13 protein-coding genes and 1 pseudogene are annotated in these 12263 nt (G+C 71.9%); 11 read left to right on the top strand and 3 right to left on the bottom strand.

Annotated features, from left to right (window positions below):
• Window positions 1-13 precede the first annotated feature (13 nt).
• Both AB0D49_RS10195 and AB0D49_RS10190 read left to right on the top strand, forming a co-directional pair.
• Window positions 14-682, top strand: a complete 669-nt coding sequence (locus AB0D49_RS10195) for a response regulator transcription factor (protein WP_362753831.1) — start codon at window positions 14-16, stop codon at window positions 680-682.
• Window positions 679-1935 (top strand): HAMP domain-containing sensor histidine kinase, encoded by a 1257-nt coding sequence (locus tag AB0D49_RS10190; RefSeq protein WP_362753828.1) that lies wholly within the window; start codon window positions 679-681, stop codon window positions 1933-1935. The genes AB0D49_RS10195 and AB0D49_RS10190 overlap by 4 nt, the downstream gene beginning before the upstream one ends.
• 16 nt (window positions 1936-1951) lie before the next feature.
• On the opposite strand, the gene AB0D49_RS10185 is transcribed toward AB0D49_RS10190, so the two are convergent.
• On the bottom strand, window positions 1952-2632 hold the full coding sequence (locus AB0D49_RS10185) for a lysophospholipid acyltransferase family protein (protein ID WP_362753825.1): 681 nt from the start codon (window positions 2630-2632) through the stop codon (window positions 1952-1954).
• A gap of 413 nt (window positions 2633-3045) precedes the next feature.
• Here AB0D49_RS10185 and AB0D49_RS10180 point away from each other — a divergent pair, with 413 nt between their 5' ends.
• The 3 genes and pseudogenes from AB0D49_RS10180 to AB0D49_RS10170 all read left to right on the top strand — a co-directional run bounded on the left by AB0D49_RS10180 (window position 3046) and on the right by AB0D49_RS10170 (window position 4908).
• Entirely contained in the window at window positions 3046-4218 is a 1173-nt protein-coding gene (locus tag AB0D49_RS10180; protein ID WP_362753823.1) for a glycerophosphodiester phosphodiesterase, read from the top strand.
• A 25-nt stretch (window positions 4219-4243) separates the two neighbouring features.
• Window positions 4244-4366 (top strand): annotated as a pseudogene (locus tag AB0D49_RS10175) (sigma-70 family RNA polymerase sigma factor); the annotation flags it as partial.
• A 44-nt stretch (window positions 4367-4410) separates the two neighbouring features.
• Entirely contained in the window at window positions 4411-4908 is a 498-nt protein-coding gene (locus tag AB0D49_RS10170; protein WP_362753820.1) for a GNAT family N-acetyltransferase, read from the top strand.
• Between the two features lie 67 nt (window positions 4909-4975).
• Here the strand turns inward: AB0D49_RS10170 and AB0D49_RS10165 are convergent, their stop codons facing one another.
• Together AB0D49_RS10165 and AB0D49_RS10160 are read right to left on the bottom strand one after the other, a co-directional pair.
• Window positions 4976-5410: a hypothetical protein gene (locus tag AB0D49_RS10165; RefSeq protein WP_362753817.1), complete on the bottom strand. Its 435-nt coding sequence runs from the start codon at window positions 5408-5410 to the stop codon at window positions 4976-4978.
• Entirely contained in the window at window positions 5391-5750 is a 360-nt protein-coding gene (locus AB0D49_RS10160; RefSeq protein ID WP_362753814.1) for a hypothetical protein, read from the bottom strand. Before AB0D49_RS10160 ends, AB0D49_RS10165 begins: the two co-directional genes overlap by 20 nt.
• 671 nt (window positions 5751-6421) lie before the next feature.
• Between AB0D49_RS10160 and AB0D49_RS10155 the strand changes: the two genes are divergently transcribed.
• The 6 genes from AB0D49_RS10155 (at window position 6422) to cbiE (ending at window position 12149) form a co-directional block, all read left to right on the top strand.
• Window positions 6422-7471 (top strand): ATP-binding cassette domain-containing protein, encoded by a 1050-nt coding sequence (locus AB0D49_RS10155; protein WP_362753810.1) that lies wholly within the window; start codon window positions 6422-6424, stop codon window positions 7469-7471.
• On the top strand, window positions 7468-8205 hold the full coding sequence (locus tag AB0D49_RS10150; RefSeq protein WP_362753807.1) for a methionine ABC transporter permease: 738 nt from the start codon (window positions 7468-7470) through the stop codon (window positions 8203-8205). Before AB0D49_RS10155 ends, AB0D49_RS10150 begins: the two co-directional genes overlap by 4 nt.
• Window positions 8206-8295: 90 nt before the next feature.
• Window positions 8296-9132 carry a MetQ/NlpA family ABC transporter substrate-binding protein gene (locus AB0D49_RS10145; protein WP_362753804.1) on the top strand — a complete coding sequence of 279 codons (837 nt, stop codon included), beginning with the start codon at window positions 8296-8298 and terminating at the stop codon, window positions 9130-9132.
• Window positions 9133-9152: 20 nt separating this feature from the next.
• Entirely contained in the window at window positions 9153-9989 is an 837-nt protein-coding gene (locus AB0D49_RS10140; protein WP_362753801.1) for a MetQ/NlpA family ABC transporter substrate-binding protein, read from the top strand.
• Window positions 9990-10147: 158 nt separating this feature from the next.
• Complete coding sequence (locus AB0D49_RS10135) at window positions 10148-10786, top strand: GNAT family N-acetyltransferase (RefSeq protein ID WP_362754576.1); 639 nt, start codon at window positions 10148-10150, stop codon at window positions 10784-10786.
• Window positions 10787-10940: 154 nt separating this feature from the next.
• Window positions 10941-12149, top strand: a complete 1209-nt coding sequence (cbiE, locus tag AB0D49_RS10130) for a precorrin-6y C5,15-methyltransferase (decarboxylating) subunit CbiE (protein ID WP_362753798.1) — start codon at window positions 10941-10943, stop codon at window positions 12147-12149.
• Window positions 12150-12263 lie beyond the last annotated feature (114 nt).

Genomic DNA, 12263 nt, shown 5'->3' with positions numbered 1-12263 from the left:
ACCGGAGGCCGAGATGAGACTGCTCGTGGTCGAGGACGAGGAGGACCTGGTCGCCGCCCTGCGCGTCGGCCTGGTCCGCGCCGGATACGCCGTCGATGTCGCCCCCGACGTGGACACGGCCGGTGAGAAGCTCGCCGTCAACGACTACGACCTGGTGCTCCTCGACCTCAATCTGCCCGACGGCGACGGATTCGCCGTCTGCCGGTCCATCCGGGCCAGCCCCGGCGGCCCCCGCATCCTGATGCTCACCGCCCGTGACCGCCTCGCCGACCGGGTGCGCGGCCTGGACGAGGGCGCCGACGACTACCTGGTCAAGCCGTTCGCGCTGCCCGAGCTGCTCGCCCGGATCCGCGCCCTGCTGCGCCGCGAGGACGGCGGCACGGCGGTCGTCGAGGTCGGTGAGCTGCGCCTGGACACCGCGCGCTTCGAGGCGTACCGGGGACCGCGGCGGCTGCGGCTCACCCCGAAGGAGTTCGGCGTGCTGCACTATCTGATGACCCGCCCCGGCCAGGTCGTCCCCGCCGAGGAACTCCTGGAACACGTCTGGGACGAGCACGCGGACCCGTTCACCAACACCGTGCGGGTCACCGTCGGCTCCCTGCGCCGGAAGATCACCGGCGAGGACGAACCCCTGATCGAGACGGTGATCCGGCAGGGCTACCGGCTCAAGGACACACCATGAGATTCCTGCGCAGGCTCCGTGCCGTGGTCCGCGCCCTGGGCGCCCGGCTGCCGGCCTTCACCCACACCATCCGGTTCCGTCTGACGGTCCTGTACTCCGGGCTGATCTTCCTGCTCACCGCCCTGGTCCTCGGCGCGGCGTACGTCGCCGTCGAGCGCAGCGGCGAGGCCCACCCGGTCAGCAAGGAGTTCAGCTCGGCGAAGTACGTCAACGACGTGTACGTCGGCGAGGTCGACGTGGTGAAGGTCCAGGAGGTCGAGGCGGCCGTCAACTACGAGACGCTCGGCAATCTGCGCAACTTCTCGCTCGCCGTCCTGGTGCTGCTGGCCATCGCGAGCCCGCTGATCGGCTGGGTCCTCTCCGGCCGGGTGCTGCGCCCGGTGCGTTCGATCTCCCGTACGGCCGCCGACATACAGGCCACCGACCTGTCCCAGCGCATCCGGCTGACCGGCCCCAAGGACGAGCTGCGCGAGCTGGCCGACACCGTCGACCGGATGTTGGACCGGCTGGACGAGGCGTTCCGCGCCCAGCGCCAGCTGATCGACGACGCCTCGCACGAACTGCGCAGCCCGCTGGCGATCATCCGCGCCAATCTGGACGCCGTGCTCACCGCGGAGGAGTCGGACGAGGCGGAGCGGCGGGCCGCCGCCGACAGCGTCGACCGGGCCACGACCCGGATGACCCGCCTGGTCGAGGACCTCCTCGCCACCGCCCGGCGCAACGCGCCCGCCCTGTCGGACTGCGATGTCGATCTCGCCGCGGTCGCCCGTGAGGCGGCCGAGGAGTTCGCGCCGCTGGCCGCCGAACGCGGGCTGATCGTGCGGCGCAGACTGGCGGGCGCGCTGACCGTGATAGGCGATCACGACGCCCTGCGCCGCGCGGTCGGCAACCTGCTCTCCAACGCCGTACGGCTGTCCCCGCCCGCCACCCGCATCACGGTCGCGGCGGGCCGCGAGGGGGGCTGGGTGTGGACGGCGGTGCAGGACGAGGGCCCCGGCATCCTGGACCACGACCAGGCCCGGGTCTTCGACCGCTTCTGGCGGGCCAAGGAGGGCCCGGCCGACGCCCGTGACCGGCACGCCGGTCTTGGCCTCGCCATCGTCCGCCAGATCGTGGAGTCCCACGGTGGCCAGATCCGGCTCTTCTCCAAGGTGGGCGAGGGCTCGACGTTCGTCCTCTGGTTCCCCGCGCCCGGCGAGGAGACCCCCCAGAGCCCCCCGGAGGAGACCCCGTTCCCCGCCCCGCACCGCTAGGGCGGGGTGCCGGTGGCTACGCCGCGTCCTTCGCCTTGGTGGCGTACATGTCCACGTACTCCTGCCCCGACAGCCGCATGACCTCGGTCATCACGGAGTCCGTCACGGCCCGCAGCACATAACGGTCCCGGTCCATGCCCTCGTACCGGGAGAACTCCAGGGCCTCGCCGAACCGTACGGTCACCCGGACCCGGCCGATCCGCGGCATACCCGCACCGCCCGGCTGGATCTTGTCGGTGCCGATCATCGCGAACGGCACCACCGGCGCCCCCGTCATCAGCGTCAGCCGGGCGATCCCGGTCCGCCCCCGGTACAGCCGCCCGTCGGGGGAGCGGGTGCCCTCGGGATAGATGCCGAAGACCTTGCCCTCCTCCAGGATCCGGCGCCCGGTCATCAGCGCGGCGACCCCGCCCTTGCCGCCGTCCCGGTCCACCGGGATCATCCCGACACCGGTGAAGAACCACGCCATGGCCCGGCCCTTGAGCCCCTTGCCGGTGACGTACTCGTCCTTCCCGATGAAGAGCACCTGACGGTCGCAGACCAGCGGCAGGAGCATCGAGTCGATGAACGTGAGGTGGTTCCCGGCCAGAATGACCGGACCGTCGCCGGGGATGTGCTCCACTCCCTCCACCCGGGGGCGGAACATCAGGCGCATGATCGGTCCGAGCACTGCCTTGATGAGCGCGAAGCGGGACAACAGGCCCTCCGGTGTCAAGGGTTCGAAACGGGCGGTATGTGTCTGTGCAGGTGAGGACGATACTCGCGGTCCGACGCCGGACGCACATCGGGTTCACCGAGGTATTACGCCCCGTTGACCCACGTTCACCTGCGCGGCGGTTCCGCCCGACGCTTGTAACCCGCGCGTGACGATGTGACCGACGTCGCGGGGACCGCCCGCCGTACGCCTGCCCCCGGTCCGCCCCGCCAGTCCGACGGACCGTCATGAGGCCGTGGGCGCAGGTCGGCCACCGTCATCCATCGTCAGCCAGGTGTTCGGGTCGAGGCCCCCCTTCCGTCACGTCCACCGCTCTACGATCGGCGCGCACCACCCGGCGCCCGGCCGGAGGGACGCGCCCCCGGGGCGCGGAGCGGACGGCGAGGAGGCCGCTGATGGGATCGCAGGACCCGAACGAGCAGACGACGAACCAGGCGCACACGGGACGGCGGGCGCTGCTCGGGGCGGCCGTGCTCGGGGCCGGCGGAGCCGTCCTCGGGCTGCCCGGGACGGCGGGCGCGGACGCCCGGCAGACAGGCGGCGGCGTGAAGAACCTGCCCCGGCCCACGATCATCGGCCACCGCGGGGCCAGCGGCTACCGCCCCGAGCACACCCTCGGCGCCTACCAGCTGGCCCTGGACCTGGGCGCGGACATCGTGGAGGCCGGTGACCTGGTCCCCACCAGGGACGGCCATCTGGTGTGCCGTCATGAGCCGGAGATCGGCGGCACCACGGACGTGGCGCGCCACCCCGAGTTCGCCGACCGCAGGAAGACCAAGCTGCTGGACGGCGTCGCCACCACCGGCTGGTTCACCGAGGACTTCACCCTCGCCGAGCTGAAGACCCTGCGGGCCGTGGAGCGCATCCCGGCCAACCGCCCGCACAACACCCTCTACGACGGCCGCTGGGAGATCCCCACGTTCGAAGAGGTGCTGAAGTGGCAGGACGAGCAGACCCGCAGGCGTGGCAAGCAGGTCTGGATCTACCCCGAGCTGAAGCACCCCACCTACTTCCGCAAGCAGGGCCTCGCCCTGGAGGAGCGGGTCGCGAAGGTGCTGCGCAAGCACGGCCGCGCCAAGTGGAACGCGCCGGTCATCCTCCAGTCCTTCGAACCGACCAGCATCCAGCGCCTGAACAAGCTGGTCGACAACCCGCTGGTGGTGCTGCTCTCCGGCGCGAGCACCCGCCCGTACGACTTCGTCGACTCCGGTGACCCGCGCACCGTCGCCGACCTGGTCAAGCCCGCCGGGCTGCGGGAGATCGCCTCCTACGCGAACGGCATCGGCCCGACGCTGGACCTGGTCGTCCCGAAGGACGCGTCGGGCAATCTGACCCAGCCGTCCACGCTGGTCGCCGACGCGCACAAGGTGGGCCTGATCCTCCACCCGTACACCCTGCGCAACGAGAACCCGTTCCTGCCCCCGGCGTTCCGCAAGGGCACCGACGCCGACGGGTACGGCGATGTCCTCGGCCTCTACCAGGTGTACTTCGCCACCGGTATCGACGGGGTCTTCACCGACCAGCCGGACACCGGTCTGCTGGCCCGCGCGGACTTCACCGGCCACTGATCCCGCCGCCGACTCCCTCGCGTAGCGGGTGATCGCGGGGGAGTTGGGTATCTCACAGGGCGATCCCCGCCCGGAACATTCCAGATGCCCGGGATGTCTGCGCCGATTGCCCGCCCCGGAGGTTGCGGCCTGTGGAGCACGGGGATAGGAGTGAGGGACAACAGGCGACAGGTGAGCGGGAGGCATGCACACATGGGCATGAGCGTGGTCATCTCCGAGGCGGCGGAGCACGACGCCGAGCAGATCTTCAAGCTGCAGTACCTGTGCTTCCAGAGCGAGGCCGCGCTGTACGGCAACTACCGCATCGACCCGCTGGTCGAGACCCTCGACTCGGTCCGCGCGGAGATCGCCGACGACTGTGTGTACGTGGCCCGGCTCGGCGACGAGGTGATCGGCGCGGTGCGCGGCTCGGTCGCCGAGGACGGCTCCGCCGCCATCGGCCGCCTCTGTGTCCATCCCCGGCTCCAGGGCCACGGCATCGGCGCCCGGCTGCTCAGGGCCGCCGAGTCCGCCCTGGCCGACCGGCACGGCGCCAAGCGCTTCCGGCTGCACACCGGCCACCGCAGCGAGACCAACCTCCGGCTCTACCGCAAGGTCGGCTACGAGACGGTGGGCACCGAGCAGGGCAAGGACGGCGTCCCGATGATCGTCCTGGAGAAACCGGCCGAGGCGTTCGTCCAGACGGCCTGACGGGACGGGGGTGCCGGGGGCGCCGGGAGGTGGGTGACATGCGCGCGCTCGCCTCCGTGACCCCGGCTCAGCCGGTCCGCGCGCCCCGCGCCTTGCGCAGCCAGTACATCGCGGTCAGCGGCAGCAGCACCGGGATGAACAGATAGCCCATCCCGAAGTCCGACCACACCGTCGAGTCGGGGAACGCGGAGGGCTCGGCCAGCGTCCAGGCGCCCACGCCCAGCACCCCGGCCAGCTCCACCGCACAGCACACGAACGCCGCCCGCCGGGCCCGCTCACCGCCGCGCACCAGCGAGTACGTGATGAATCCGTACACCACCCCGGCGAGCGCGGACAGTGTGTACGCGAGCGGCGCCCGGTCGAACTGGGTGGCGATCTGCACGGCCGAGCGCGAGACCGCGCCGACGACCATCACCCCGTACAGCCACACCAGCAGGATGCCGGGCCCGCCGATCAGCCGGGTCCGGGGTGCCGTGGTCACCTCAGCCTCCCCAGATGTCATGGAGCCGCACCTCCAGAACGGCCAGGACCACACCGCCGGCGGCCACCGTCACCGACCCCCACTTGGTCCGCTCGGCCAGCGACATGAACCCGGCGGCCGGGACGCACGCGAACGCCCCGATCAGATACGCCACGAAGACGGTCGTGCTCTGCTCCGGCTGCTCGCCCCGCGCCAGCAGCACGATCCCCACGACCAGCTGGACCAGCGCCAGCACCGACACCACGGCCATCCCGATGAAGTGCCAGTCCTTCGTCGGCTGGTCCCGGTACGCCGCCCAGCCGCACCACGCGGCCAGCAGCAGCGCGGCGACCGCGGTCGCCAAGGTCAGGGCTACAAACATGCCGCCGACCCTATTACGCCCGCTGCCGCCGCCCCCGAGGGGGTTGCGGCAGCGGGCGGCACGCCAGGCCACGCGGTCCGCGCCGGGACGGCGGCCGTGGCGTTGGCCACAGCCCGTACCGCCGCGTCACCCGGACCCGAGCCGATGACCTGAGACCAACGCGGCCCATCGGCGCCCCATTTACGCAGGTCACAGCGGTGCGGGCGCAGCCCCGGGCCATCGGCCGCCACCGTCCCGACCGGTGTCCACGGCCGTCCAGTATCCGGACAGCGGTCACCGGTAAGGACCATTCGTCTGCTTTACTGCTCGCATGACCACGACGAGCAGCCGCATCCCCGCGACCGAGGCGCCCATGCCGCCCGGTGCTCGCTGTATGTGTCGAATGTGCGCCTTCTAGAGGGCCCCCGCACCACCCGCGTCTCGCGCCCCGAAGCGAGACCGCTCCGCTCCGCGCCCGTCCCGCCGCCCTGACCGGCGGCCCCCACGGGACCGGGGAGCGAGCACGCCCCGCGCACATGTTTCTCCCCGGAGCCTCCGGGTCCCGGCACGCCGCACCACGGCCTCCGGGCCCGCGGCCCGTCGCCACCGCGAGAACCGTGTCGCGTTCCCGACCATCTGCACCCGTGCCCGGCGCGTCCGCGCGCCCGCACTCGACAGTGACGGAAACCCCAGTGATCACGACAACGGACCTGACCAAGGTCTACCGCTCACGCGGCCGTGAGATCACCGCCCTGGACGGCGTCGATCTGCATGTGCGCGAAGGCGAGGTGTTCGGCGTCATCGGCCAGTCCGGCGCCGGAAAGTCCTCGCTCATCCGCTGCGTCAACCTCCTGGAGCGCCCCACCTCCGGCACGGTCACCGTGGCCGGTCAGGACCTCACCGCGCTGGCCGGGCGCGGCCCGCGGGCGGGCAAGGAGCTGCGGCGGGCGCGCAGCACCATCGGCATGGTCTTCCAGCACTTCAACCTGCTGTCCACCCGGACCGTGCAGGACAACGTGGAACTGCCCCTGGAGATCCTCGGCCAGTCGGGTCGCCAGCGCTCCGCCAAGGCGCGCGAACTCCTCGACCTGGTCGGCCTCGCCGACAAGGCCAAGTCCTACCCCGCCCAGCTCTCCGGCGGCCAGAAGCAGCGCGTCGGCATCGCCCGCGCCCTGGCCGGGGACCCCAAGGTGCTGCTCTCCGACGAGGCCACCAGCGCCCTCGACCCGGAGACCACCCGCTCCATCCTCCAGCTGCTGCGCGACCTCAACCGGCAGCTCGGGCTGACCGTGCTGCTCATCACGCACGAGATGGACGTGGTCAAGAGCGTCTGCGACTCGGCCGCCCTGATGGAGCAGGGCCGGATCGTGGAGTCCGGCACGGTCAGCGAACTGCTCGCCGCCCCCGGCTCGGAACTCGCCGCCGCGCTCTTCCCGGTCACCGGCGACGCCTCCGCCGACGACCGGACCGTCCTCGACATCACCTTCCACGGCGAGGCCGCCACCCAGCCGGTCATCTCCCAGCTCTCGCGGACCTACAACATCGACATCTCCATCCTCGGCGCCGCCATCGACACCGTCGGCGGCCTCCAGGTCGGCCGGATGCGCATCGAGCTGCCCGGCCGCTACGAGGACAACGTCGTCCCCATCGGCTTCCTGCGCGAGCAGGGACTCCAGATCGACCCCGTGACCGGCGACCCGGCCGGCGAGCGGCCCGCCCTGATCGAGGAAGGTGCCAAATGACCTGGTCCGAGATGTGGCCGCTGCTGGAACAGGCGTGTACGGAGACCCTGGTCATGGTCGGCTGGTCCACCGCGATCGCGGTCGCCCTGGGGCTGCCCCTGGGCGTGCTCCTGGTGCTCACCGACCGCGGCGGGCTGCTCCAGAGCACCCTGCTGAACAAGGTCATCGGGCAGGTCGTGAACATCGGCCGCTCGATGCCGTTCATCATCCTGATGGTCGCCCTGATGGGCTTCACCCGCTGGGTCACCGGCACCACCATCGGCAGCGAGGCGGCCATCGTCCCGCTCGCCATCGGCGGCATCCCGTTCTTCGCCAGGCTGGTCGAGACCGCCGTGCGCGAGGTCGACCACGGACTGGTCGAGGCCGTGCAGTCGATGGGCGGCAACACCTGGACCATCGTCCGCAAGGTGCTGGTCCCCGAGGCGCTGCCCTCGCTGATCGCCTCCACCACGACCACCGTGATCGCGCTCATCGGCTACTCCGCGATGGCCGGCACGGTCGGCGGCGGCGGCCTCGGCGACCTCGCCATCCGCTATGGCTACCAGCGCTTCGAGACCGGGCTGATGTGGATCACCGTGGCGGTCCTCGCCGTGGGGATCTCCCTGATCCAGTTCGCCGGTGACACCGCCGCCCGCTCCCTGCACCGGCGCGGCGGACGCTCCGGCCCGATGCCCCGCCTCGCCCTGCTGCGGGCGAAGGAGACCGGCACCGCGGAGATCGGCAAGGCCATCTGACGCGCTCTTCGGCCACCGGACGCCGCGTCACCCACCAGACTCCCCGCACACCACCGCGGGGCGCACCACCCCACAGGAAAGGCACTTTTCGTGCGTAACACCGCCAAGATCACCACCGCTGTCCTCGCCGTCGGAGCCCTCACCCTCGGGCTCTCCGCCTGCGGCTCGGAGGACGACTCCGCCTCCGCCGAGGCGAGCGGACCGCTCACCATCGCCGCCACCGCCACTCCGCAGGGCCAGATCCTCACCTACGTGAAGGACAACCTCGCCAAGGACGCCGGACTGGAACTGGAGGTCAAGGAGTTCACCGACTACGTGACCCCCAACACCGCCGTCCAGCAGGGCGAGGTCGACGCCAACTACTTCCAGCACCAGCCGTACCTGGACGACTTCAACAAGAAGAACGGCACCGACATCGTCGCCGTGCCCGGCGCCACCGTCCACCTGGAGCCGCTCGGCGTCTACTCCGACAGCGCCAAGAGCCTGGACGACCTCAAGAAGGGCGCCACGGTCGCCGTCCCCAACGACACGACCAACGAGGCCCGCGCGCTGAAGCTGCTGGAGGCCAACGGCCTCATCACCCTGAAGCCCGGCACCGGCTACGAGGCCACGCCCAAGGACATCGCGACCAACCCCAAGGAACTGAAGTTCAAGGAGCTGGAGGCGGCCCAGCTGCCGCGCTCCCTCGCCGATGTCGACGCGGCCGTGATCAACGGCAACTACGCCCTGGAGGCCGACCTCAGCCCCGCGAAGGACGCCCTGGTCGCCGAGTCCCCCACGGACAACCCGTACGGCAACTTCCTCGCCGTCAAGAAGGGCGACGAGAACGACCCGCGCATCCAGCGGCTCGCCAAGCTGCTCACCTCGCCCGAGGTCAAGAAGTTCATCGACGACACCTACGACGGCTCCGTCGTCGCCGCCTTCTGAGCACCGGCGGACACCGCACCATGAAGACCCGCCCCGCACTGCTCACCGCCGCCGCCGTCGCCCTGGCCCTCGGACTCACCGCGTGCGGCTCCGGCTCCGGCGCGGACTCCGGCACCGCCGACGACGGGGGCACCCTCGTCGTCGGCGCGACCGCCGTCCCGGCCGGTGAGGTCCTGACCCACATCAAGGACCACCTGGCCGCCGACGCCGGGCTCTCCCTGGAGATCCGCGAGTTCACCGACTACGTCGTGCCCAACACCGCCCTCCAGGAGGGCTCGCTGGACGCGAACCTGTACCAGAACAAGCCCTACCTGGACGACTTCAACCAGGCCAAGGGCACCGACCTGGTCCCGGTCGCCGACGCCTACCTGCCGCCCATGGGCGTGTACTCCAAGCAGGTCGAGGACGTCGGCGCGCTGCCCGACGGGGCCACCGTCGCCGTCCCCAACGACACCACCAACGAGGGCCGCGCCCTGCGTCTGCTGGCCGCCGAGGGCGTCATCACGCTCAAGGACGGGGCCGGTACGGACGCGTCCCCCGCGGACATCACGGCCAATCCGAAGAACCTGACCATCAAGGAACTGGAACCGGCCCAGCTGCCCCGCTCGCTGGACGACGTGGACGCCGCGGTCATCAACAACAACTTCGCGCAGGACGCCGGCCTCAGCCCGGCCAAGGACGCGATCCTGCTGGAGTCGGCGAAGGACAACCCCTACGCCAACATCCTCGCCGTCAAACGCGGCGACGAGGACGATCCCCGGGTCGCGAAGCTGGTGAAGCTGCTGGCCTCCGCCGAGGTGAAGAAGTTCATCGAGGACACCTACCAGGGCTCGGTCCTGCCGGTGACCACCGGCTGACCCCGTCCGCCGTCCGCACCACGGGGTGCGCCCCCCGCCACGGGGCGCACCCCGTGGTGCGTTCCGCTCCCGCGATGCTGCATGCTGGGCAGTTCAGCAGCGACCTGACGCAGGACCTGACGGTCGAGAAGGTCACACCGACGGTTACGGAGCGGCGCATGAAGAGCACCTTCCCCACCATCTCCATCAGCACGGAGCGGTTGGTGCTGCGTCCCCTGGAGGACGACGACGTGCCCGCGCTGACCGACATGATGAACGACGAGCAGGTCATCGCCTGGACCGATGTACGGCACCCGTTCTCCGAGGCCGACGCCCGCGCCTGGATCACCCGCGGCGCCCCCGCCGAACGGGCCGCCGGACACGGACTCGCCCTGGCCGTCACCGAGTTCCTCACCCAGCGGCTGGTCGGCGTCGTCCGCCTGGACAAGACGGACTGGCACGTCCGCTCCACCGAACTGATGTACGTCGTCGCCCCCTGGGCCCGCGGCGAGGGCTACGCCTGCGAGGCCGCCCTCGCCACCGCCCGCTGGCTCTTCCACGACCAGCGCTTCGAACGGATCGAACTGCGCACCGCCGCCGACAACACCGCCGCCCAGCAGGTCGCCCAGAAGATCGGCTCCATCAGCGAGGGCGTCCTGCGCGGCGCCTGCATAGCGCGGGTCCGCGCCGAGAACGGCACCTGGAGCGAGGCCCGCACCGACTACATCGTCTGGAGCCTCCTCCCGGAGGACCTGGAGGGCACCGGGGGACGGTACGCGGACACCGGCGGCTTCAGCTCGTACCCCGACTGGAACTGACCTCCGACCGGAACGCCGGCGCGCGCCGCGGCGGCGATCGGCCCCCACCGGACGCGCTGCCGCACTCCCCGCCGGCCCCGGGGTAGGCTCACGGGGCCCGCGCCCGGCGCGAGCACACCCCCCGACCTGTGTGAACCCCTGGAGACTGACGACCATGGCCGACCGGGTCACGGTGATCGGCTGGGACGGCTCGCCGCTGACCGCCGCCGCCCGCTCCGCCCTCGCCGCCGCCACTCTCGTGGCCGGTGCCGCCCACCACCTGGCCCTGCCCGAGCTGCCCGCCGCCGCCGAACGCGTCCGCCTCGGCAGCCTCCCCCTCGCCGCCCGCCGGATCGCCGCCCACCGCGGCACGGCGGTCGTCCTCGCCGACGGCGACCCCGGCTTCTTCGGCGTCGTCCGCACCCTCCGGGCGCCCGAGCACGGCCTGGAGGTCGAGGTCGTCCCCGCCGTCTCGTCCGTCGCCGCCGCGTTCGCCCGCGCCGGGATGCCCTGGGACGACGCCGAAGTGGTCGTCGCCCACCGCCGCACCCTGCGCCGCGCGGTCAATGTGTGCCGTGCCCACAGCAAGGTCGCCGTCCTCACCTCACCCGGCGCGGGCCCCGCCGAACTCGGCCTCCTGCTCGACGGCGTGCACCGCACCTTCGTGGTCTGCGAGGAACTCGGCACCGGCCGCGAACAGGTCTCCGTCGTCACCTCCGACAAGGCCGCCGACCACACCTGGCGCGACCCCAACGTGGTCATCGTCATCGGCGGACCCGTCGGCCCGGCCCCCGAGGACGGCGGCTGGATCGCGGGCCGCGACCCGGCCGCCGGACCCCGTGGCTGGACCCGCCCCGCCGAGGCGTACGGCGGTGAACTCGCCGAGGGCGAACGGGAGATGCTGCGCGCCGCCCAGCTCGCCCGTCTCGGCCCGCGCGTCGGCGACCTCGTCTGGGACATCGGCTGCGGCGCCGGGGCCTTCGCCACCGAGGCCGCCGCCGCGGGGGCCGCCGTCATCGCCGTCGACCGCGACCCCCGCGCCTGTGCCCGCGCCGACGCCGCCGCCCGGCGCTTCGGCGTCCACCTCCAGATCGTCCACGGCACCGCCCCGCACGCCCTGGAGACCCTCCCCGAACCCGATGTCGTCCGGGTCGGCGGCGGGGGAGCGGCGGTCGTCCAGGCCGTCGCCGACCGCCGCCCGCAGCGGATCGTCACCCACGCCGCGACCCGGGACGCCGCCGAGCGCATCGGCCGCGATCTGACCGAGCACGGCTACCGCGTCGAGTGCGCCCTGCTCCAGTCCGTCCAACTCGACACGCGCGCCTGGACGGAGACCGAACGCAGTGTCGCCTTCCTGATCAGCGGCGAGCTGGGCCGGGCCTGACGAAGGGCGGCAGAGCCGGACATAAGGGCGCCCGGAAAGGCTCCCGGTGATCCGCTTGTCGTACTGCGCGCGGTAGGCTGGCCGACCGTCGCACCGCAGCCGGACACCCGTCGA

Source organism: Streptomyces sp. NPDC048290, from assembly GCF_040652095.1.
In the GTDB taxonomy this organism is placed as follows: Bacteria; Actinomycetota; Actinomycetes; order Streptomycetales; family Streptomycetaceae; genus Streptomyces.
Note: the sequence above shows the minus strand (reverse complement) of the source record. Positions and strands in the feature narration are given on the sequence as shown.

What these genes read in the sequence shown, in the direction of transcription:
- AB0D49_RS10140 (WP_362753801.1), top strand. Translation starts at nt 9,153, where the DNA reads ATGAAGACCCGCCCCGCACTGCTCACCGCCGCCGCCGTCGCCCTGGCC.
- AB0D49_RS10160 (WP_362753814.1), bottom strand. Translation starts at nt 5,750, where the DNA reads ATGTTTGTAGCCCTGACCTTGGCGACCGCGGTCGCCGCGCTGCTGCTG.
- AB0D49_RS10150 (WP_362753807.1), top strand. Translation starts at nt 7,468, where the DNA reads ATGACCTGGTCCGAGATGTGGCCGCTGCTGGAACAGGCGTGTACGGAG.
- AB0D49_RS10180 (WP_362753823.1), top strand. Translation starts at nt 3,046, where the DNA reads ATGGGATCGCAGGACCCGAACGAGCAGACGACGAACCAGGCGCACACG.
- cbiE (WP_362753798.1), top strand. Translation starts at nt 10,941, where the DNA reads ATGGCCGACCGGGTCACGGTGATCGGCTGGGACGGCTCGCCGCTGACC.
- AB0D49_RS10170 (WP_362753820.1), top strand. Translation starts at nt 4,411, where the DNA reads ATGGGCATGAGCGTGGTCATCTCCGAGGCGGCGGAGCACGACGCCGAG.
- AB0D49_RS10135 (WP_362754576.1), top strand. Translation starts at nt 10,148, where the DNA reads ATGAAGAGCACCTTCCCCACCATCTCCATCAGCACGGAGCGGTTGGTG.
- AB0D49_RS10195 (WP_362753831.1), top strand. Translation starts at nt 14, where the DNA reads ATGAGACTGCTCGTGGTCGAGGACGAGGAGGACCTGGTCGCCGCCCTG.
- AB0D49_RS10165 (WP_362753817.1), bottom strand. Translation starts at nt 5,410, where the DNA reads ATGACATCTGGGGAGGCTGAGGTGACCACGGCACCCCGGACCCGGCTG.
- AB0D49_RS10190 (WP_362753828.1), top strand. Translation starts at nt 679, where the DNA reads ATGAGATTCCTGCGCAGGCTCCGTGCCGTGGTCCGCGCCCTGGGCGCC.